Raw genomic sequence first — 19519 nt, 5'->3', positions numbered from 1 at the left:
CGCGCGCCCGACCCTCATCCCCGCTCGGTCAGCCCCCGCCATGCCTGCGCGAGACGGGCGACGCCCTCGGCCAGGTCGTGCTCGCTCACCTCCGAGAACGACAGCCGGGCGAAACCACGGAACGCGTCGCCGGATGCCGCGAACCACTCCCCGCGCTGATAGGTCACGCCGAGGTCCTGCGCGCGCTCGAACAGCTGCGCGAAGTCGATGTCGCCATCGAGGCGCGCCCAGGCGAAGAAGCCGCCCTGCGGATCGGCGACCTCGACCGCATCGCCGAACTCCGAGCGCAGCGCCGCGGTCAGCACGCCCGCCTTGCGGGCATAGCCGACGCCGGCCGCGGTGATGGAGGGGTCGAGCCGGTCGTCGGCCAGCATCCGCTCGACGACCGCCTGCAGGATGCCGCTGGTCTGACCGTCGAGGCGGTTGCGCAGCCAGGTGACGCGCTCCGTCAGCACGGTCGGCACCACGATCCATCCGAGGCGCAGGCCGGGGCCGAGCGTCTTCGAGAAGGTATTCACGGCGAGGACGTGGTCGGAGTCGCGGAACGCCGTCCGCGTCGGAACCGTGGTTCCGGGGAACGCGATGGCCCGGTACGGGTCATCGGCGATGACCACGAACCCGTACCGTTCGGCGAGCGCGACGAGGGCGGACTCGCGCTCGGCGCTCAGCGTCACACCCGAGGGGTTCTGGAACGTCGGTACCGTGAACAGCGCCTTCGGGCGGAGGCCGTCGCGCAGACGCTGCTCGAGCTCCTCGGTGTCGATGCCGTCTGCACCGACCCGCACCGGGACGACGTTCACGCCGATCAGGTCGAGCACCCGCAGGAAGAGCGGGTACACCGGGTCGTCCACGACGATCGTGTCGCCGGGGTCGAGCACGCTGAGGACGGCGAGCGCGAGTCCGTGCGCACCGCCGTTCGTGATGAGCACCCGCTCGGCGTCGACGCCGTCGCGCGCCGCGATCGCCGCGCGCAGCGAGGCCAGGCCGGGCGCGGGGGTGTACTTCAGCAGCGGACCGAATCCATCGCCCTCGGTGACCTCGCGGAAGGCGTCTTGATAAAGGTCGAGCGGAAGCAGATCGGTGGCAGGGTTGCCGCCGCCGAGGTCGACGGATCCGGGCGCGAGCCGGATGAGCGTCGCATCGCCGAAGCCCTGGCGGGCGGGGAGTCCGGCCAGCAGGGCGCTCGGGGTCAGGGCGGTGTGCGTCATGGGTGTCCGATCGGGTCAGGGGCGGAAGGGATCGAGTCGTGGATCGGCGTCACCGTGCAGATCGCGGGCGATCAGCTCGGCGAGCAGCGGGGCGAGCGTGACGCCGCTGTGCGTGAGCGCGACATACACATCCTCGGCGACGCGGCCGATGAGCGGCAGACCGTCGGCGGCGTGGGGACGGATCGCGTGGTCGACGCGCACCACCGCGTCTTCCGGGATGCGCCAGTCGAGCGCACGCTCGAGCTCGGCGCGCAGCGCGGGCCAGACCGTGCTGACGGATGCGGTCCCGCCGGTGCGACGCAGCTCGGCCTCGATGTCGAGGCTCTGCGCCGCGAAGCGCCCAGGACCGTCGGGGCGCACCTGCAGTCCGCTGATCGAGCGGATGCGGTCGATCGGATGCTCGGACATGTCGATCCTCGCGAGGAAGCCGTCGTCTCCGGTCGAACTCGTCAGCCTCGGCTCCGTCCTGTCGCCGAGCAGGGTGGCGGTGCCGGCTCCGGCCGCGACCGCGATCAGATCGACGGGTCCGAGCAGGTCGCGCACGTGCTCCAGCGAGTCGACCGCCGTGTCGTCGCGCAGCACTCCCCCGGCCGCAGCGAGATCGTCGAGCTGCGCGGCGAGGAACGCACTCGTGTCGACGTAGCCGTCATCCGGATACTCGACGCCGTCGATCTCGGCGCCGACCCGGTGGAACCACGGCGTCTCGCGCGCGGCCGAGCCTTCGGCGTGGAGGCGGCGGCCTTCCTCGTTCAGACGGCGATACGCATCCGGTCGCTTCGCGTGGGAGTTGACCCAGGCGAAGCTCGCTCGTGACACCGGCGTGCTGCCTGCGGTCTCGGCCGACAGCAGCACGACCTCGGTTCCGCGCCCCGCGACGCGCGCGGCGATGGACGCTCCGATGACGCCGGCACCGACGACGGCGATCCGGCGAGGACTCCCTGCGCCGGTCATCCGTCGATGAAGTGCCGCGCGATGCGGTTGCCGATGAACTGCACCAGCTGCACCAGGGCGATCAGCACGATGATGATCAGGATCATGACCGCATAGTCGAAGCGCTGATAGCCGTAGGTGAGCGCCAGGTTCCCGAGCCCACCACCGCCGACCACGCCGGCCACAGCTGTCGCGTCGATCAGCGCCACGAAGATGAACGTCAGTGAGAGCAGCAGCGGGCCGAAGGCCTCACGCACGACGAAGCCGAACAGGATGTGCAGCGGCGAGGCGCCGAACGCCTTCGCCGCTTCCACGACGCCTGGATCGACGGCCACGAGATTCGACTCGGCGACACGTGCGATGCCGACGGATGCCGCGATCGTGAGCGGGAGGATCGCAGCAGCAGGGCCGATGCTCGTGCCGATCAGCGCACGGGTGAGCGGTGTGAGCGCGATGAGCAGGATGATGAACGGGATCGGTCGCAGCGTGTTCACGACGATGTTCAGGATCGTGTGGACCACGCGGCTGTGCAGCAGCTGGCCGGGTCGCGTCGCGTACAGGAAGATCCCGAGGATCAGTCCGATCACGGAGGCCAGGAAGAAGGCCACGGTGACCATGAACAGCGTCTCGCCGAGGGCGCGCGCGACCTTGGGGATCACGACGTCGAGGTCGAGGAGCGCGAGCGTCACCATGTCGTCACCGTCGTCCTGGTCTCGAGCTCTGCGAGGAACCGATCGATCGCGGCACCGTCTCCGTGCAGGGCGAGGCTGAGCTGACCGTACGGCAGATGCTTCACGCGAGCGACACCGCCCTGGATGATGGAGAAATCGACCGCGTGCGCGCGGGCGAGCGAGGACAGCAGCGGCCCCTCGGCGATCACGCCGTCCATCGCGACCGAGATCCGTCTGCCAGCGAACTGCGAGGCGAGCTCGGCGCGATCCCGTTCGCTCAGGAAGGTCCGCGTGTACGAGCCGACGAGGTTCGCCGTCACCGGATGCTGTGGACGGGCGAGGATCTGATGGATGTCGCCGGACTCCACCACATCACCGTCGCTGAGGATGGAGACACGGTCGGCGAGCTGACTCATCACATCCATCTCGTGCGTCACCACCACGATCGTGATGCCGAACTCCTGGTTCACCGAACGCAGCAGGTCGACGATCTCCGTCGTGGTCTGCGGGTCGAGGGCGCTGGTCGCCTCGTCGGCCAGCAGCACCGAGGGCTTCGCCGCGATCGCCCTCGCGATGCCGACGCGCTGCTTCTGACCGCCGGAGAGCTGCCGCGGACGCGCAAACGCCTTGCCGCCGAGTCCGACGAAGTCGAGCAGCTCGCCCACGCGGCGGGAGATCTGCTCGTCCTTCCACCCTGCGAGCGTGAGCGGCGTGGCGATGTTGCTGAAGACCGTGCGCGAGTTCCACAGGTTGAACTGCTGGAACACCATGCCGATGCCGTGCCGCAGCGTGCGCAGCTCGGCGGGAGCAAGCGACTGCACGTCCACGCCGTCGACGAGCACACGACCCTCCGTCGGCGCCTCGAGCCCGTTGATCATGCGCAGCAGCGTCGACTTGCCAGCCCCGGAGCGCCCGATCAGGCCGTAGACCTCGCCTGCCCGAACCGAGATGTCGATGTCGCGGAGCACACGGACGGGCTCACCCTTGCCTCGCGCCGGATAGTCCTTCGACACCCCGGACAGCTGGATGCGCTCTGTCATTCGAACCTCGGTCTGATCGTGCGGCGTGCCGGCACTGCGGCAGTTATTGCGCGACGAGCTCGGCGAGCGCTGCCCGCAGATCGTCGACCGGCAGCTCGACGATCGTTGCCTCGCCGCGCTTCTCCTCTTCGAGGGCCTGGACCACGCGCGTGTCGCGGTACGTCTTCTCGAGCAGCGCCCAGGCCGGGTCATCGGCGCGGTCGGCGGTCGTCGCGACCACGATCACGTAGGGGCTCGACGTCGTGGCCGACGAGTCCTCGAGCACGAGGGCGTCGTCACTCGTGATCTCGAGCGCAGGGTCGAAGTCGTCGGTCGCGATCACGACCGCCGAGATCGCCGGATCGCTGTAACTCGTCTGCACCGACTCGTGGGCGATGCGCACGAGCTCGATCCCGCGGGGGTTCGACGTGATGTCCTCCTCGGTGGGGAACACACCTGCGTCCTCGTCGACCTCGATGACCCCTGCGGTCTGCAGGATGAACAGCGAACGCGAGAAGTTGGCCGGGTCGTCCGGCACGGCGACCTTGGCACCGTCGGGGATGCTGTCGGCCGAGTCGAGGTCGTCGGAGAACAGGCCCCACGCGGAGATGACGGTCGAGAAGACCGGCGTGATGTCGGAGCCGTTCTCCTTGTTGAACTGGCTGAGCCAGGCGACGTGCTGGAACGAGTTGCCGTCGACCTCGCCCTCCACGAGCGCGGTGTTCGGCAGATACGGGTCGTCGAAGTTCACGAAGGTGAGGTCGAGACCGTTCTCGCGTCCGACCTCGATGATCGCGTCCTGGAAGTCGCTCTGGGCCGTGTCGGCGATCGTGAGCGGGATCAGATCACCGTCCCCTCCCGCTTCCGGACCGGAGTTCTGCACCACGATCGGGATGACGATCGCGGCCGCCACGACGACCGCAGCGACTGCGCCGCCGATCAGCCACAGCCGCCTGCGCTTCTTCTGCTGCGCGAAGTGCGCGTCGATCTCGTTCGGGGTGTGGCTCTGCTCTGACATGACTCCTGACGTTAGCGGCGGAGCACCGGGCCCCACGAGCCTCGCGGTCACACACCGACATACTGGTGGATCCTCCGCTGGGGGATTCGACCGGCGGATGCCGGGTTTAGAGTAGCGCCATGACGACGCCTGCACTTCGACGCCAGGCAGCGCTCATCTACAACCCGATCAAGGTCGACGAGAAGCGGCTGCGGGCGTCCGTGAAGGACCTGAGTCGCGAGGCCGGGTGGGAGCATCCGGCGTTCTACACGACCACGATCGAGGATGCAGGGCAGGCCGCGACGGCGGCGGCGCTCGAACGCGGCGTCGACGTCGTGCTCGTCGCCGGCGGCGACGGCACCGTGCGTGCCGTGTCGGAGGCGATCGCGAACACGGGCGTTCCGCTCGCGATCCTTCCGAGCGGAACCGGCAACCTGCTCGCGCGCAACCTCGGGCTTCCGCTGGGCGACCCTGCCGAGATGATCCGTGCCGCGCTCGGCGATTTCCGGCATCCGATCGACATCGGCTGGGCCAAGCTCACCCGCGCCGACGCAACGGAATCGGAGCACGCCTTCGTGGTGCTCGCCGGGATCGGGCTCGATGCCGACATGATCGCGAACACCCGACCCGATCTCAAGAAGTCGGTCGGCTGGATCGCCTATGTCGACGGCGCCGCACGCTCACTCGCGACGGCGAAGCCGTTCAGGGCCGTGCACCAGGTCGATGAGGGCCGCCTGCATTCGACGAAGGTGTACAGCATCCTGTTCGCGAACTGCGGCACGCTGCCGGCAGGCATCGCGCTGATCCCCGACGCCTCGGTCACGGATGCCACGCTCGACGTCGCCGTGATCCAGCCGACCGGGGTGCTCGGCTGGCTCGGGGTCTGGCGCAAGATCTGGTGGGACAACTCGGTGCTCAGGCGCTCCCGCGCCGGCCGGCGCGTGCTCGAACGCCGGGGCAAGGATGCCTCTGTGCACTACTTCCGCGGTCTCGCCGCGGAAGCCGCAGCCCCCGGGCCGACGCCGATCGAGCTCGACGGTGACGAGTTCGGCGAGGCAGTCCGCATCACCTGCCGCGTCGACCCGTCTGCGCTGCTGCTCGCGCTGCCGGCCGGGCACCCGGTCGACTCGCTCTGACGCGCACCGTCAGCGCGGTCAGCTGTTCTGGACCGAGACGGTGCCCTCGAGCCCGCCTCCGGTGAGCGTGAGCATGAAGCCGTCGTCCTCCACAGCGTCGTCGCCGAATGCGATGATCGTCGCCCGCGGCGCCATGTCCATCGTGCACATCTTGTCCTCGTCCGTGACGAAGGTCACGGTGCCCGCGTTGCCGGATCCTTCGACCGACTCGACCACCGGAGCGCAGGACGAGGAACCCCAGGTGAGGAGCACCAGGCTGCCGTCGTCGAACCAGCCTGCTGTCGGCTGGTACTCGGTCGAGCCACCGGGCGTGCCAGTGAAGTCGGCGCTGCCGTCGAGGTCGACGTCGTCAGCGATCTCGCCATAGGTCACCTGCAGTGTGATGTCCTGCGTGGGATCGACGCCTTCCGGCAGCGCGCCGACGCTCGCTCGCGGCGCGAAGTCGGTGGTGCACGCCTTCTCTCCGCCGTCCTCGCTCTCGAGCTCCACCAGCGTCACCGTGACGGTCTGTCCGTCCGCCGAGACCTCATCGACCTGCGGCACGCAGCCCGACGAGCCCCAGGTGACGACTGCGAACATGCGGCCGTCGTCCAACAGCGTCGCCTCGACGTCGTTGACGTCCTCACCGCTCGCTCCGGAGCTGGGCGCCGGCGAGCTCGTCGGCGACTCGGCACCAGGGGTCGCGGTGCAGCCGGCAGCGACCAGCAGGACGGCGGCGAGGGACGAGAAGACGACTGCGAGACGCGTGCGTGTGGCCATGGTCACAGGGTACTCGTCCGATATTCCGGATTCATCCCGATACTCGGCGGACCTCCGAGCTACTGCAGCGCCGAGGTCAGTCGAGCGAGGTTGTCGAGCACCGTGGAACGCAACGGCTGCTGCATCCACTCCTCGAGCGTCAGCTCCCGGCTGAGCGAGCGGTACTTGTCCTCCACCTCGCGCATCTCGGCGACGAACTCCTGACCGCGCACGAGCATCGACACCTCGAGGTTCAGACCGAAGGATCGCATGTCCATGTTGCTCGACCCGATCACTGCGACCTCGTCGTCGATCGTGAGGCTCTTGGTGTGCAGGATGTACGGCTTGCGATACATCCAGATGCGCACGCCCGACTTGAGCAGCACCTCGTAGTAGCTGCGTTGGGCGTGGTAGACCATCGCCTGGTCGCCCTCCTCGGACACGAAGAGCTCGACCTCCACGCCACGGTCGACCGCGGCGGTGACCGCGAGCAGCAGTGCCTCGTCCGGCACGAAGTACGGACTGACGATCATGATCCGCTTCTTGGCGGAGTAGAGCAGCGCGAGGAACAGGCGCAGGTTGTTCTCGACCTCGAACCCCGGGCCAGACGGCACCACCTGGCAGTCGAGGTCGCCGGAGCCGATGTCGGCATGGCTGATGTCGATGCCCTCCAGCACGGTGTCGGTCTCGCTGTACCAGTCGGCCACGAAGATGGCGTTCACGCTCAGCACGACCGGCCCGTCGAGTCGCACCATCAGATCGACCCAGTGCAGGCCGCGCTTGATGTTCTTCGGCAGGTTGTAGGTCGAATCCGTGACGTTCTGCGAGCCGAGGTACGCGATCTTGCCGTCGACCACGAGGAGCTTGCGGTGGTTGCGCAGGTCGGGACGCTGCATCCGTCCCCTCAGCGGCTGCACCGGCAGCATCAGGTGCCAGTCGGCCTTCATGGCGTTGAGCCGCCGGATCGTCGCCTTGTATCGCGGCTTCCAGCGGTTCGCCCAGTGGTCGAGCAGCACGCGCACCTCGACGCCTCTGGCTGAGACCTCTTCGAGGGCACGGAAGAAATTGTCCGTGGACTGGTCCGACTGCAGGATGTAGAACTCGACGTGCACGTACTCCTCGGCCGCGCGGATGGCGTCAGCCATGTCGTCGAGCGACTCCTGGTAGTCGGAGATGAGGTGCGCACCGTTGTCACCCGAGAGCGGAAGCGCACCCAGCGACTGGTTCATCTGCACGATCGGTCCGAACCAGTCGGGGGCGTGCGGACGCAGCGTGCCGAAGTGCAGATGCTCGCTGGTCTCGGCGATGTACTCGTTGATCTGATCCTGCTTGCGACGACGCGCCCGCGGGAGCCGCGGGTTGCCGATCAACAGGAAGAGGAAGACGCCCACGAAGGGGATGAAGAAGACCGCGAGCAGCCACGCCATGGCCGCGGTCGGACGCCGGTTGCGGGGGATGACGATGATGGCCGTGATGCGGATGGTGAGATCCAGCACCAGGAGGAACGCGGTGATCCACCATGCCCAGGTCTCCGGCGTCATGGTGTCCCCTCACTGATGCGGCGTCGATCACCGCGGGTCCGCGCCCTCGCCTGCGCGTTGGCTACACAGTAGCCGATGGCTGCGACGTCGCTCAGGAGCGGGGAGGGAGGCCTCGCGCTGCGCGCTCCTCGGCCTCGATCTGCGCGTGCACCTTGCGCTCGGTGCGGTCGAAGCGGAGGATGCCGCGGACGACCATGAAGAAGACGATGCTGACCCCGACGGTCGGCAGCAGCGACCATGCGACCGCGAGCCAGAAGTTCTCCATCCTCCTATCGTACGCGCCCGCTGTGCCCTCGACTTCTCGTCCCCAATCAGGGATCGACGCGGAACGCGTCCACAGCCACTCGATTCGGCGTCCGCACCACCACGGCACGACGACACTCGCTGCATGACCACGGTTCTCCACGCCTCAGATTCCGCCGACTTCCTCGGCATCGTCCCCGCACTGGCCGGCTTCACTCCGCGCCGCAGCATCGTCCTCCTCCCGTTCCACGGCAGTCGCTCGCACGGTGCGATGCGACTCGACCTGCCGGCGGACGAGACGAACCTCGCGCAGTACGCGGATGCCGCGATCGGTCTGATCGCTCGCCTGGATGGAACGGATGCCGTGGCGCTGGTCGTGTACACCGATGAGCGCCCCGAAGCCACGCCCGATGGTCTGGTGCTGCCCTTCGCGGTCGCCGTCGACGAGGTGCTCGGATGCGCCGAGGACACCGGGCTGCGCGTCGTCGATGCGCTGTGCGTCACTCCCGACGGCTGGTCGAGCTATCTGGTCGACGATCCGCAGCTGGGCGCCTTGGATTCGCTGCCCCCGACGCCCGAGGTGCCAGGGGTCGGCGACGTCGCCGGCGATCAGCTGACCGGGCTCGCACTCCCAAGAGCCGATCTCGCGTGCAAGGAGCGGGTCGGCAGCGCGCTGCGCGACATCGCCGAGGTGATCGACCACGATGCAGGTGGCGGGGTGACCGGGCGGGAGAACCCGCAGGCGCTCGCGGCGCTGGTGTCGCTCGACGACATCCCCGCCTTCTTCGAGGCGCTGCTCGAGCATCCGGACACCAACCCCACGTACGCGATCGCGGCGCTGCTGTGGTGCCTGGAGCGACCGGTGTTCCGTGACGTCGCGATCGCGCAGTGGGCCACCGATCTGCACGGAGGCGCGCGCACCCTGGAAGCGCAGCTCGCCTTCGCGCACTACGGACGAGCGCTCACCGACGATCTCGGCGCGGTGTTCCTCGGCATGGGGCCGGTGCCAGACCGGGACCGGCTGCGGCTCGCGCTCACGGTGGTCCGTCATGCGGCCGCAGCCGCGCCTCGATCGGCGCGGCCGGGTCCGCTCACTGCGGCGGCATGGTTGTCGTGGGCCCTCGGACGCTCCAGCCACGCAGCGCACTACCTCGACCTGGTGCGCGAGATCGACCCGGAGTACGGGCTCGCCGCTCTGCTGCAGACGATGGTCGACGCGGCGGTGCTGCCGGAGTGGGCGTTCCGCCGAGGGAACGCCCCGCTCGTCGACGGTGCCGCTACTTGACCAGCGGGAAGAGGATCGTCTCGCGGATGCCCAGCCCGGTGATCGCCATGATCAGGCGGTCGATGCCCATGCCCATGCCACCGGACGGCGGCATGCCGTGCTCGAGGGCGCGCAGGAACTCCTCATCGACGGGCATGGCCTCGACATCGCCTCGGGCGGCGAGCTTCGACTGCTCGACGAAGCGCTCTCGCTGGATGACCGGGTCGACGAGCTCGGAGTATCCCGTCGCCAGCTCGAATCCGCGGATATACAGGTCCCACTTCTCGACGACGCCTGAGATCGAACGGTGCTCGCGCACAAGAGGCGAGGTGTCGACGGGGAAGTCCATCACGAACGTGGGGCGGACCAGGTCGCCCTTCACGAAGTGCTCCCACAGCTCCTCGACGAGCTTGCCGTGGGTGGCCTGCGGAGGGAGATCGACGCCGTTCGCCTCGGCGAAGGCGATGAGATCCTCGACGGAGTCCTGCGGGGTGACGGTGCGGCCGGAGGCCGCAGACAGCGACTCGTACATCGAGATGCGATCCCACTCGCCGCCGAGGTCGTACTCGGTGCCGTCGGCCCAGGTGACGGTGGTGGAGCCGGCGACCGCGATCGCAGCCTGCTGCACGAGCTCCTGGGTCAGGCCCGCCATCTGGTTGTAGTCGCCGTACGCCTGGTACGCCTCGAGCATCGCGAACTCGGGGCTGTGCGTGGAGTCGGCGCCCTCGTTGCGGAAGTTGCGGTTGATCTCGTACACGCGCTCGATGCCGCCGACCACGGCGCGCTTCAGGTACAGCTCGGGCGCGATGCGCAGGTAGAGCTCGGTGTCGAAGGCGTTCGAGTGCGTGACGAAGGGGCGAGCCGAGGCGCCGCCGTGCTGCACCTGCAGCATGGGCGTCTCGACCTCGAGGTAGTCGTGCGAGGTGAACGTCGCACGAAGGCTGGCGTTGACCGCGGCGCGGGCGCGCACCGTGGTGCGGGCCTGCTCACGCACGATCAAGTCGAGATACCGGCTGCGCACACGACCCTCTTCGCTGAGCTCGGCGTAGGCGTTCGGCAGCGGAAGGATCGCCTTCGCGGCGATCGCCCAGGCATCGGCCATGATCGACAGCTCGCCGCGGCGGCTCGAGATCACCTCGCCGTGCACGAACACGTGGTCGCCCAGGTCGACGTATTCCTTCCAGTCCGCCAGCGACTCCTCGCCGACGTTCGCGAGCGAGATCATCGCCTGGATGCGCGAGCCGTCGCCGGCCTGGAGCGTGGCGAAGCACAGCTTGCCGGTGTTGCGGCTGAACACCACACGACCGGCGACGCCGACCTGCACGCCGGTCTCGGCGCCGGCCTCCAGCTCGCCGTACTCGGCGCGCAGCGCGGGGATCCCATGCGTCACGGGGACGCTCACCGGGAATGCGCCGCCACCGGCATCCGCGCGCTTCTCGATCAGACGCTCGCGCTTCGCGAGACGCACTGCCTTCTGCTCGTGGATGTCATCGTCGCCGACCGCTGCGGGGTCGGTCGGGTTCTGCTCGGGCGCGGCGGACGCGTCAGTCATGTGCGGGGCTCCTTGAAAAGTCGTTCCCAGTTTACCGAGGTGGGGTGATCGCCAGCGAGCGCCCGCTGGGTAGCCTCGAAGCATGGCCTCCACACGGATCATCCGCCTGCTCGCCGTTGTCGCTCTCACCGTCGCCGGACTCGTGATGCCGACCGCCGCGACCGCGGCATCGGCGCCGGTCGTGGAGTCCTCTGTCTCCGCCGATGTGAACGACTTCTCGTACGCATCGTGGGATGCGCAGTACGAGCTGAGCCTCGATGACGATGGCCGCTCGCGGCTGCACGTGACCGAGACCCTCGTCGCCCGTTTCCCGGATCTCGACCAGAACCGGGGCATCGTCCGCGGACTCCCGACCGGCTACGAGGGCGCCCGCATCGACACCACCGTCCTCTCGGTCACCGACGAGAACGGCGCCGAGGTCGCGTACGAGACCGAGACCGACGACGGCGTGCTGTACCTGTCGACCGGCGACGACGACTTCGTGCACGGCCTCACGACGTACGTGATCGAGTACACGATGCGCGATGTCGTGCTCGCAGCCGACACCGGCGTCGACGAGTTCTATTGGGACCTCCTCCCCCTCGACAGCACGCAGGCGATCGAACGCTTCCGCGCATCGATCGCGGTCGACGCCGCGATGGGCGATCGGCTCACCGGATCAGCGCGGTGCTACACCGGGGCCTCCGGTTCGACCGACGAGTGCGATCTGCAGGGGCCCGAGATGGAGAACGGCGCGGCGGTGTTCCGTGTGGAGTCCGGCCAGCGCCCGGCCGGCGACGGCGTCACGGTCGCGATCGGCTTCGAAGCCGGCACCGCGGCGCCGGCCCCGGCACGCCAGCCGAACCCGCTGGCCGACGTCGTGCCCGTCGTCGGCGCGGTCGGAGCAGCCGGCCTCTCGGCCGGGGGGTGGGTCGCGGTCTCGCTGTTCACGCGACGTCGCAGGGTCGCCGACGGCATCATCGTCGCTCAGTACGACGTGCCGGACCGGATGCCGCCGCTGCTCGCCGCAGCCCTCATCCCCGGTGCGAAGGATCCGGTGCCAGCCGAGATCGTGCACCTCGCGGTCCGGGGCACGCTGCGCATCGAGGAGAGCGATGACACCGAGCGCCCACGCCTCCGGCGGTTGCCCGGCACGCCCATCCCCGACCAGCTCGACGTGCAGGCCCTCGATGCGCTGTTCGTCGGCGCTGACTCGGACGATGTGATCGACCTCCCGGCCGAGAGCGAGTCGTTCGCTGCCCGCATGGGCGGGCTCGTGAGCAGCGGCGTCGCGGCGGCGACGTCGCAAGGGTTCACCACCACCGCGCGCTCTCGTGGCGCGATGATCCTGCAGTGGTGCGCCATCGGTGTCACGGTCGTCGGCCTCGCGCTCGCGTTCTGGGGCGTGATCAGCGGACGCGACTCGGCGATCCCCGCCCTCGTCGCCATTGCCTTCGGAGCTGTGCTGGTGATGATCTCGAGCTTCTACACCTTCTCGAAGCACACGGTGCTGACCGTCGAAGGTGCGCGCGAGCTCGAGTACCTGCTGGGCGTGAAGGAGTTCATCCGCGTCGCCGAGGCCGACCGGCTGCAGATGCTGCAGTCGTACAGCGGCGCCGAGCGCCGCCAGGACGGCAGCGCGAACGTCATCGTGCTGTACGAGCGGCTCCTCCCCTACGCGATGCTGTTCGGCATGGAGGACGAGTGGGGCCGCGTGCTCGAATTCGTCTACTCGCACGAGCAGCGCGGCGCCGGGTGGATCGGCGACCCGACATCGCCGTTCCTGCGGACGCAGCTCGCCGTCTTCGCGGTGTCATCGCACGCGGCGGCGACGTACACCGCGCCGTCGGCCGGCAGCTCGTCGAGCGCCGGTGGATCCTTCGGCGGCGGCTTCTCCGGCGGCGGTGGCGGCGGCGGCTTCTCGGGCGGTCGCTGAGCCGCAGCATTCGCCGAGCATCGCTCGGTGCATCGCGCTCGCAGGTGTCGCACAGTGCCGCTACCGGCGGCGCGATGCGGCCGGGTGCGACACCTCCGCGGAGCGAGCGGCGTCGGGAGCGAAGGTCGCGAGCGAGGCTCAGAGCAGGGGCGGCGGATCGGATGCTTCGCGCAGCGCGCGCTCGACCGTGGACTGCACCAGCGCCGAGAGGTAGCCGCCGGGATTCTCCACGCCGATCTCGCGGAGCCGCGCCGTCGACTGGCCGATGATCGACCGGGAGAAGTCCGCCGCGGCCTGGATCGCGTCGGCATAGACCGCGCGGTCCTGCTCGGCGATGACCACCGGCTCGCAGCCCATCTCGACCGCGAGCGCCTGCGCGATGGGCAGCACGGCCGCCGGGGCCGTCACCGCGGCGAAGCTGGCCGGCAGCTGCCGGAGATCGATCGAGGTTCCGGTGAACGTGATCGCCGGGTGCACGGCCAGCGGGATCGCGCCGCGCTCGGCCGCCGGTCGCAGCACCTCGATGCCGTAGGCGGGGTCGGTGTGCAGCACGAGCTGACCGACCTGCCACCCGCCGACCTCGGCGATCCCCGCCACGAGCGACGGCAGTTCGGCGTGCGGCACGGCGAGCACGACGAGCTCGGCGCGGCGCACGATCTCGAGCGCGTCCAGCACCGGGACGTCGGGGAGCACCGCCGAGGCACGCTCGTCATCAGACCCGCTGGTGATCCCGACGACCGCATGCCCAGCGCCGCCGAGGGCAGCACCGATCACCGGACCGACGCGACCCGCGCCGATGATGCCGACGCCGAGGCGCCCGTCGCGCACCACCGGGTCAGTCCTCGGTCGGCGGCGCCGGAGGCCGTGAGGATCGACGCGTCGCGGGAGGCGCCGGCGGAGCGACCGGAGCAGCCGGCGGCGCAGGGGCAACGCTCGGCGGCGCCGGAGGCGCAGCAGGCGGTGCAGCAGGCGGTGGGGTCACGGGAGGCGCAGCAGGCGGTGGGGTCACGGGAGGCGCAGGCGGCGCAGCCCACACAGGCGGGCCGGTCGGTGCCGGCGGCGCAGGCCAGATGGGCTGACCGGCGGGAGGTGCCGTCGGCCACGCCGGGGCATCCTGGTTCGGTGCTGCCGGATATCCGGTCGGCGGAGCAGGCTGGGCCGTCGGCTGCGCAGCCGCAGCGTGCTCGCTCCAGCGGTGCGTCGTGTCTCGCATCGCGGCGGCAGCAGCAGCACGACTGAGGCCGTCGAGCAGCGCGAGCGCATCGTCACGCTCGAGTCCGGAGAGCATCCCCGTGATCGGACCGGGTGCCGTGTGGACCTGTGCACCCGAGACCCGCTGCATCCGATCGATCGGCCCCTGATTGAGCGAGACGCCCTGCAGACGCGCGAGCGGGAACACCGCGAGCTTGCGCCACACGACGCCGCGACGCAGCAGCAGCCCGAAGTCGGTGAGCATGAATCCGTGGCGCTTCCACGAGAGCGGTCGGCGCCACCAGGCGCGACGCGGCATCGTGCGATACGGATCGCCTTCGACCGGGCCGAGCACGCCGTGCTCCCAGATGAAGGGGATCTCGCCGGCGGGCACATCCGGCAGGATCAGTCCGAGCACGCGCTCCACGTCAGCGCGCTTGCCGACCGGCAGCACGATGTTGAACTGCTGCGCGCTGCCCGACTGCTGCTGCGAGATGCTCTTGCCGCTCATGCGGTTGATCTTGATGGTCCACCAGCCGAACGGACGCCACAGCAGCGACTGCGACACCTCGACAGCGAAGATGCGTCCGGGCGGGAGCGTCTCGGTGACCGTCGTGAACAGGCCGTAGGTGATGCGAACGCCGTCGGGCGTCGGCGCGATCGAGTACCGCAGCGACTTCGAGATCTGCGCCCAGGTGATACCGACGGCGGCGATCACGAACGGGATGCCCATGCCGAGGCCGATCCCGAGCAGGACCACGCCGCCCTCCGGATCGCCGTCGGAGAGCACGCCGATGGCCACGCTGCCGATCGCGATCGCGAAGATCACACCGAAGAACACCAGCCAGAGGAGTCCGGAGATCACCTGCGAGCCCACGAGGCGGCCGGCGGGGATCTTGACGACGCTCTCCGGAGCGACGTCCTCGAGGTCGACGCCGGCGATCAGTCCGGTGACGCCGTCGTTCATCGAGCCCACGAGCTGGGCACGGACGGATGCCGGAGCGGCCGGGTTCGCGGATGCCGGATCCGCGGTGCCCTGCCGCGCCGCGCGAGCGCCGGAGGCGAGGCGCAGGATCGAGGACCGAACCGACTCGGCGCGACCGGTCGCGAGGTATTCGAGCTCGACGTTCGCGTCGTTGCCGGCGCCGACGACCTCGAGCTTGGCGAGTCCGATGATGCGAGCAGGGAACGGGCGCGTGAGGTTCACGCCCTGCACACGGTCGAGCGGTGCACGTCGGTGCGAGCGGAAGATGATGCCTTTGCGCACCTCGACGTGATCGCCGGTGATGCGGAACTGCTGGAATCGCCAGATGAACCAGAAGATCAGGATCAGCACGATGACCAGTGCGAGCACGCCGCCGAGCACGATGAGGATCAGATTGTTCCGGAACACCCAGTCGACGGGGTCTCCGCCGGTGTAGTCGCCGTAGTGCGACTCGGGACTGAAGATGTCGACCATCCAGGCGATGACCCGATCGCGCATGTTGGCGATCACGATGCCGGCGATGACGATCAGCGCCAGGCCGCCCTTGAAGAGCGGCGTCAGCGGGTGCATCCGATGCCACTCGCCGTCGGCGAGCGATGCCGAGTCCTGTCCGCGCGGCGCCGGATCCTGGGGAGGATGCGGCGTCGCGGGGAACTGCTGCTCGCTCACAGGCCGGTCCGGCGGTTCTCGGCGACCTCGATGAGGGTGTCGCGCAGTGCCTCGGCAGCGGGCTGCGTGAGCCCCGGGATCTGCACGCCGGTCGTCGCTGCAGCAGTGACCATCTTCAGCTGCGAGACGCCGAAGGCCCGGTCGAGCGGCCCCTGCGTGATGTCGACGAGCTGCATGCGCCCGTACGGCACGGCGATCATGCGCTGCCACAGGATGCCCTTGCGGAACACGATGTCGTCGGCGCGGAGCATGTAGCCGAGCGCCCTCGCCTGGCGCGGCAGGATGATGAGCGTGATGAGCGTGATGAGGATGATCACGCCGGCGGGGATCCAGACCCAGTCCTGCCCGAGCACGATGTTCAGCACGACCGCGGCTGCGATGACCACGGCGAGGAAGATCGCGTTCTGCACGAACTGCGAGACGACGTAGCGCGGCGAGATCTGATGCCAGACGCCGTCGAGCTCCAGTCGCCCCTCGCGCTTGGACGTGCGCAGCGCCGTGTACGTCCCCTGGTCGAGGGCTGGGAGATCAGTGCCCTCCGCCGGGTTCAGGGGTGAGGTCTCGGGGTTCTGAGTCATCAGGATCCTTAGGCAGAGTGCAGAACTGTTCCGCGATGAGTGCGGCGATCACCAGCACGACCGCGCTCGCGATCAACGCCAGCATGGCCACTGTCGACCCTACCGGCGGATCGATCGGACGTGACAGCAGGAACACGAGCAGTCCTGCCCCGAACCCGGCCATGATCGCGCCGACCAGGCTGGATGCACGGGCGAGGGTCGCAGCCCGCAGAGCCCGGAACGGGTCGATCCTGGTGCCGGTGCGCACGCTGTGCCGCACCGGCCACGCGACGCCGAGTGCTGCGACGGCGATCAGGAGCAGCAGCACCGGGAGCAGCAGTGACGGCGTGAACGTCGAGCGTCCGCCCGCGGTGAGCATGTGGTCGAGCAGATACCCGACCCCCGCCCCGAGCAGCACGAGCAGGACGAGGACGCCCAGCGACGTGCGCCTCATGCCTCGCCTCGGGCACGCAGCTCATCCGCGAGGGCATCGATGCGTCCATGACCGATCAGCTCGGCATCCGGGTCGAGGTCGAGCCAGGGCTCGAGCACGAACAGGCGCTCGGATGCACGGGGGTGCGGCAGCTGCACCCTGGGATCGTCGGAGACGACGTCGCCGTAGGAGATCAGGTCGAGGTCGAGGGTGCGGTCACCCCAGCGCTCGTGGCGCTCCCGGCCGTTCTCGTCCTCGATCGCGTGCAGCATGCCGAGGAGGATCTCCGGTGCGAGGCGGGTGATGACGTGGGCGACGGCGTTCATGTAGCCCGGGGCAGCCGGGTCCGGACCGTCGACTCGCACGGCGACCGTCTCGAACAGTGCGGAGAGCCGCACGTCGCTGACCAGTGGGAGGCGTGCGATGCGTTCAGCAGCAGCACGGATCGTCTGTTCGCGGTCGCCGAGATTGGCGCCGAGCGCGACGACGGCGAGCGCTTCGGGCCGTCCTGGACGGGACGGCGGGATGTGCGGCGGGTTGGCCAGATTGCGGCTCATGCGGTGATGTCCTCGAGTTCGGCGGCGCGGCGCGATCGACGCACGGTGACCGCGACGTCGGCGAAGGTCAGCGGAATCGGCGCATGCGGCTTGTGCACCGTCACCGTGGTGAACTGCACGCGCTGGTCCTCGAGCGCCACATCGGCGATGCGCGATGCGAGCGTCTCGATCAGGTCGACGGGCTCCCCTGCGACGACGGCCGCGACCTTCTCCGCCAGCTCGCCGTAGTGCACCGTGTCGGCGACGTCGTCCGACCACGCCGCCTGCTCCAGCGACATCGACAGCCGCAGATCGATCGTGAACTCCTGTCCGTTCTCGCGCTCGTGGTCGTAGACGCCATGGCGCCCGAACACGGTGAGGCCGGTCAGGGCGATCTCGTCGAGGGTGTCCATGCCACCTAGCGTACGGCGCACGACCTGTCCGCGCCGGACTGTTCGCTCAGCGCCCGTCCCAGGCGTGCGCGATCGCCAACGCGTCGCGCGTGGTGGCGACGTCGTGCACGCGGACGGCCCAGACCCCGGCGCGGAGCGCGAGGGCGCTCGTGACCGCGGTCGCGAGGTCGCGACGGTCCACCGTCACCCCGTCTGAACCACGTGCGGGCCGGAGCGCCTCCGCGAGGAACCGCTTGCGAGAGGTGCCGATCAGCACGCGCGGGCCGAGGGCCACGATCTCATCGAGTCCGCGCAGCACGTCCCAGTTCTGGGCACCGGCCTTCGCGAACCCGATGCCCGGATCGAGGATGACCCGTGATGGCGCGATGCCGGATGCCGCGGCCTCGCCCAGGCGCTCCTGCAACTCGCCTGCGACCTCACGCGCGGCGCGACGATATTCGGCGTGCGCATACATGTCATCGGAGAATCCGCGCCAGTGTCCGATGACGTAGTCCGCCCCGGACTCCGCAACAGCCGCGCGCATGTCGGGATCCGCGAGCCCCCCGGACACGTCGTTCACGATGCGCGCCCCAGCCCGAACCGCTGCCGCCGCCGTCGAGGCGTTGAGGGTGTCGATGCTCACGGGCGCTCCGGCCGCGACCAGCTGCTCGATCACGGGGATCACGCGCTGCTGCTCGACGGCCGCCGACACCCGCTCCGCACCCGGCCTGGTCGATTCGCCGCCGACATCGATCACCGTCGCGCCCTCTTCGCGCATCCACCGCCCGCGTGCGACCGCGCTGTCGACGTCGAGATACAGCCCACCGTCGCTGAACGAGTCCGGGGTCACGTTGACGATGCCCCAGATGCCGGTCATCCCTGGACTCCTGCGCCCGCACCCTGGGTCGCTGCGCCCGCACCCTGGGTCGCTGAGCCCGCACCCTGGGTCGCTGAGCCCGTCGAAGCGCCGATCAGCGTGATCAGCTCAGCGCGCGCCGCCGGATCCGTGTACTCACCACGGGCGGCGATCGTGAGGGTGGATGCCTCGGGCTGACGCCCGCCGCGCATCGTGACGCAGCCGTGGCTGGCGTCGAGCACGACCAGCACGCCGCGGGTGTCGAGGTGCTCGGCGATCGTGTCGGCGATCTGCTCCCCCAGTCGCTCCTGCACCTGCGGACGAGCGGCGAGGATCTCCACGACCTTCACGAGGGCACCGAGACCGACCACCTGCTCGCCGGGGAGATACGCGAGGTGCGCGCGGCCGGCGAACGGCAGCAGGTGGTGCTCGCACACCGAACGGAAACGGATGTCGCGAAGCAGCACGGCACCCGACGGCAGCGTGTCGGGGGCGGGTCCTCTGGTCACGCTGATCGTGCGCGCGAGGGGCTCGGCAGCATCCGCCCCGACTCCCGCGAAGAATTCGGCGTACAGCTCGCCCATCCGTGTCGGGGTCTGCTTCAGCCCCGGCCGATCCGGATCCTCGCCGATCGCCTCGAGCAGCTCACGCGTGAGCCTCTCGACGCGCGCTCTGTCGACGGTCAC

Annotated in this window: 20 protein-coding genes; 3 read left to right on the top strand and 17 right to left on the bottom strand. The window is 69.4% G+C overall.

The genetic code is table 11. The features are described 5' to 3' along the window. Positions 1-14 precede the first annotated feature (14 nt). Genes V7Z82_RS04555 through V7Z82_RS04535 form a run of 5 tightly spaced genes read right to left on the bottom strand, consistent with a single transcriptional unit; the run spans position 15 to position 4846 of the window. Complete coding sequence (locus tag V7Z82_RS04555; RefSeq protein ID WP_334148455.1) at positions 15-1208, bottom strand: aminotransferase-like domain-containing protein; 1194 nt, start codon at positions 1206-1208, stop codon at positions 15-17. A 15-nt stretch (positions 1209-1223) separates the two neighbouring features. Beyond that, positions 1224-2159 (bottom strand): NAD(P)/FAD-dependent oxidoreductase, encoded by a 936-nt coding sequence (locus V7Z82_RS04550; protein ID WP_334148453.1) that lies wholly within the window; start codon positions 2157-2159, stop codon positions 1224-1226. Continuing rightward, entirely contained in the window at positions 2156-2830 is a 675-nt protein-coding gene (locus V7Z82_RS04545) for a methionine ABC transporter permease (protein ID WP_334148451.1), read from the bottom strand. The genes V7Z82_RS04550 and V7Z82_RS04545 overlap by 4 nt, the downstream gene beginning before the upstream one ends. Next, positions 2824-3849 carry a methionine ABC transporter ATP-binding protein gene (locus V7Z82_RS04540; RefSeq protein WP_334148449.1) on the bottom strand — a complete coding sequence of 342 codons (1026 nt, stop codon included), beginning with the start codon at positions 3847-3849 and terminating at the stop codon, positions 2824-2826. The genes V7Z82_RS04545 and V7Z82_RS04540 overlap by 7 nt, the downstream gene beginning before the upstream one ends. Positions 3850-3892: 43 nt before the next feature. Next, positions 3893-4846 carry a MetQ/NlpA family ABC transporter substrate-binding protein gene (locus tag V7Z82_RS04535; protein WP_334148447.1) on the bottom strand — a complete coding sequence of 318 codons (954 nt, stop codon included), beginning with the start codon at positions 4844-4846 and terminating at the stop codon, positions 3893-3895. A gap of 119 nt (positions 4847-4965) precedes the next feature. Here V7Z82_RS04535 and V7Z82_RS04530 point away from each other — a divergent pair, with 119 nt between their 5' ends. Next, positions 4966-5961, top strand: coding sequence for a diacylglycerol/lipid kinase family protein (locus tag V7Z82_RS04530; protein ID WP_334148445.1), 996 nt, complete (start codon positions 4966-4968; stop codon positions 5959-5961). A gap of 18 nt (positions 5962-5979) precedes the next feature. Here the strand turns inward: V7Z82_RS04530 and V7Z82_RS04525 are convergent, their stop codons facing one another. The 3 genes from V7Z82_RS04525 to V7Z82_RS04515 all read right to left on the bottom strand — a co-directional run bounded on the left by V7Z82_RS04525 (position 5980) and on the right by V7Z82_RS04515 (position 8505). Beyond that, complete coding sequence (locus V7Z82_RS04525) at positions 5980-6720, bottom strand: hypothetical protein (protein ID WP_334148444.1); 741 nt, start codon at positions 6718-6720, stop codon at positions 5980-5982. Between the two features lie 59 nt (positions 6721-6779). Then, entirely contained in the window at positions 6780-8240 is a 1461-nt protein-coding gene (gene cls / locus V7Z82_RS04520) for a cardiolipin synthase (protein ID WP_334148440.1), read from the bottom strand. A 91-nt stretch (positions 8241-8331) separates the two neighbouring features. Further along, entirely contained in the window at positions 8332-8505 is a 174-nt protein-coding gene (locus V7Z82_RS04515; RefSeq protein WP_170198223.1) for a hypothetical protein, read from the bottom strand. 123 nt (positions 8506-8628) lie between these two features. On the opposite strand from V7Z82_RS04515, the gene V7Z82_RS04510 reads away from it, so the two are divergent. Continuing rightward, entirely contained in the window at positions 8629-9768 is a 1140-nt protein-coding gene (locus V7Z82_RS04510) for a DUF4192 family protein (RefSeq protein ID WP_334148435.1), read from the top strand. On the opposite strand, the gene lysS is transcribed toward V7Z82_RS04510, so the two are convergent. Next, a complete protein-coding gene (gene lysS / locus V7Z82_RS04505; protein WP_334148433.1) occupies positions 9761-11299 on the bottom strand; it encodes a lysine--tRNA ligase in 1539 nt (512 codons plus the stop codon). The two genes, V7Z82_RS04510 and lysS, sit on opposite strands and share 8 nt — an antisense overlap. Positions 11300-11381: 82 nt before the next feature. Here lysS and V7Z82_RS04500 point away from each other — a divergent pair, with 82 nt between their 5' ends. After that, positions 11382-13214 (top strand): DUF2207 domain-containing protein, encoded by a 1833-nt coding sequence (locus tag V7Z82_RS04500; protein WP_334148431.1) that lies wholly within the window; start codon positions 11382-11384, stop codon positions 13212-13214. A 138-nt stretch (positions 13215-13352) separates the two neighbouring features. On the opposite strand, the gene V7Z82_RS04495 is transcribed toward V7Z82_RS04500, so the two are convergent. Genes V7Z82_RS04495 through folE form a run of 8 tightly spaced genes read right to left on the bottom strand, consistent with a single transcriptional unit; the run spans position 13353 to position 19519 of the window. Then, positions 13353-14045 (bottom strand): DUF2520 domain-containing protein, encoded by a 693-nt coding sequence (locus tag V7Z82_RS04495; RefSeq protein ID WP_334148429.1) that lies wholly within the window; start codon positions 14043-14045, stop codon positions 13353-13355. A 4-nt stretch (positions 14046-14049) separates the two neighbouring features. Further along, entirely contained in the window at positions 14050-16059 is a 2010-nt protein-coding gene (locus V7Z82_RS04490; protein ID WP_334148427.1) for a PH domain-containing protein, read from the bottom strand. Continuing rightward, positions 16056-16637 (bottom strand): PH domain-containing protein, encoded by a 582-nt coding sequence (locus V7Z82_RS04485; RefSeq protein WP_334148425.1) that lies wholly within the window; start codon positions 16635-16637, stop codon positions 16056-16058. The genes V7Z82_RS04490 and V7Z82_RS04485 overlap by 4 nt, the downstream gene beginning before the upstream one ends. Beyond that, positions 16588-17070: a DUF3180 domain-containing protein gene (locus V7Z82_RS04480; RefSeq protein ID WP_334148423.1), complete on the bottom strand. Its 483-nt coding sequence runs from the start codon at positions 17068-17070 to the stop codon at positions 16588-16590. Before V7Z82_RS04480 ends, V7Z82_RS04485 begins: the two co-directional genes overlap by 50 nt. Further along, positions 17067-17606: a 2-amino-4-hydroxy-6-hydroxymethyldihydropteridine diphosphokinase gene (gene folK, locus V7Z82_RS04475; protein WP_334148421.1), complete on the bottom strand. Its 540-nt coding sequence runs from the start codon at positions 17604-17606 to the stop codon at positions 17067-17069. Before folK ends, V7Z82_RS04480 begins: the two co-directional genes overlap by 4 nt. Further along, positions 17603-17998: a dihydroneopterin aldolase gene (gene folB / locus V7Z82_RS04470; RefSeq protein WP_334148419.1), complete on the bottom strand. Its 396-nt coding sequence runs from the start codon at positions 17996-17998 to the stop codon at positions 17603-17605. The genes folK and folB overlap by 4 nt, the downstream gene beginning before the upstream one ends. A gap of 46 nt (positions 17999-18044) precedes the next feature. Beyond that, the gene (folP, locus tag V7Z82_RS04465) at positions 18045-18854 is read right to left on the bottom strand and encodes a dihydropteroate synthase (RefSeq protein WP_334148417.1); all 810 of its coding nucleotides are present in this window, start codon (positions 18852-18854) and stop codon (positions 18045-18047) included. Further along, positions 18851-19519 (bottom strand): GTP cyclohydrolase I, encoded by a 669-nt coding sequence (gene folE, locus V7Z82_RS04460; RefSeq protein WP_334148415.1) that lies wholly within the window; start codon positions 19517-19519, stop codon positions 18851-18853. Before folE ends, folP begins: the two co-directional genes overlap by 4 nt.

This window comes from Microbacterium sp. (genome assembly GCF_036823965.1).
Classification (GTDB): Bacteria; Actinomycetota; Actinomycetes; order Actinomycetales; family Microbacteriaceae; genus Microbacterium.
The sequence above is the reverse complement of the archived record's forward strand: the minus strand, read 5'-3'. Positions and strand labels throughout refer to the sequence as shown.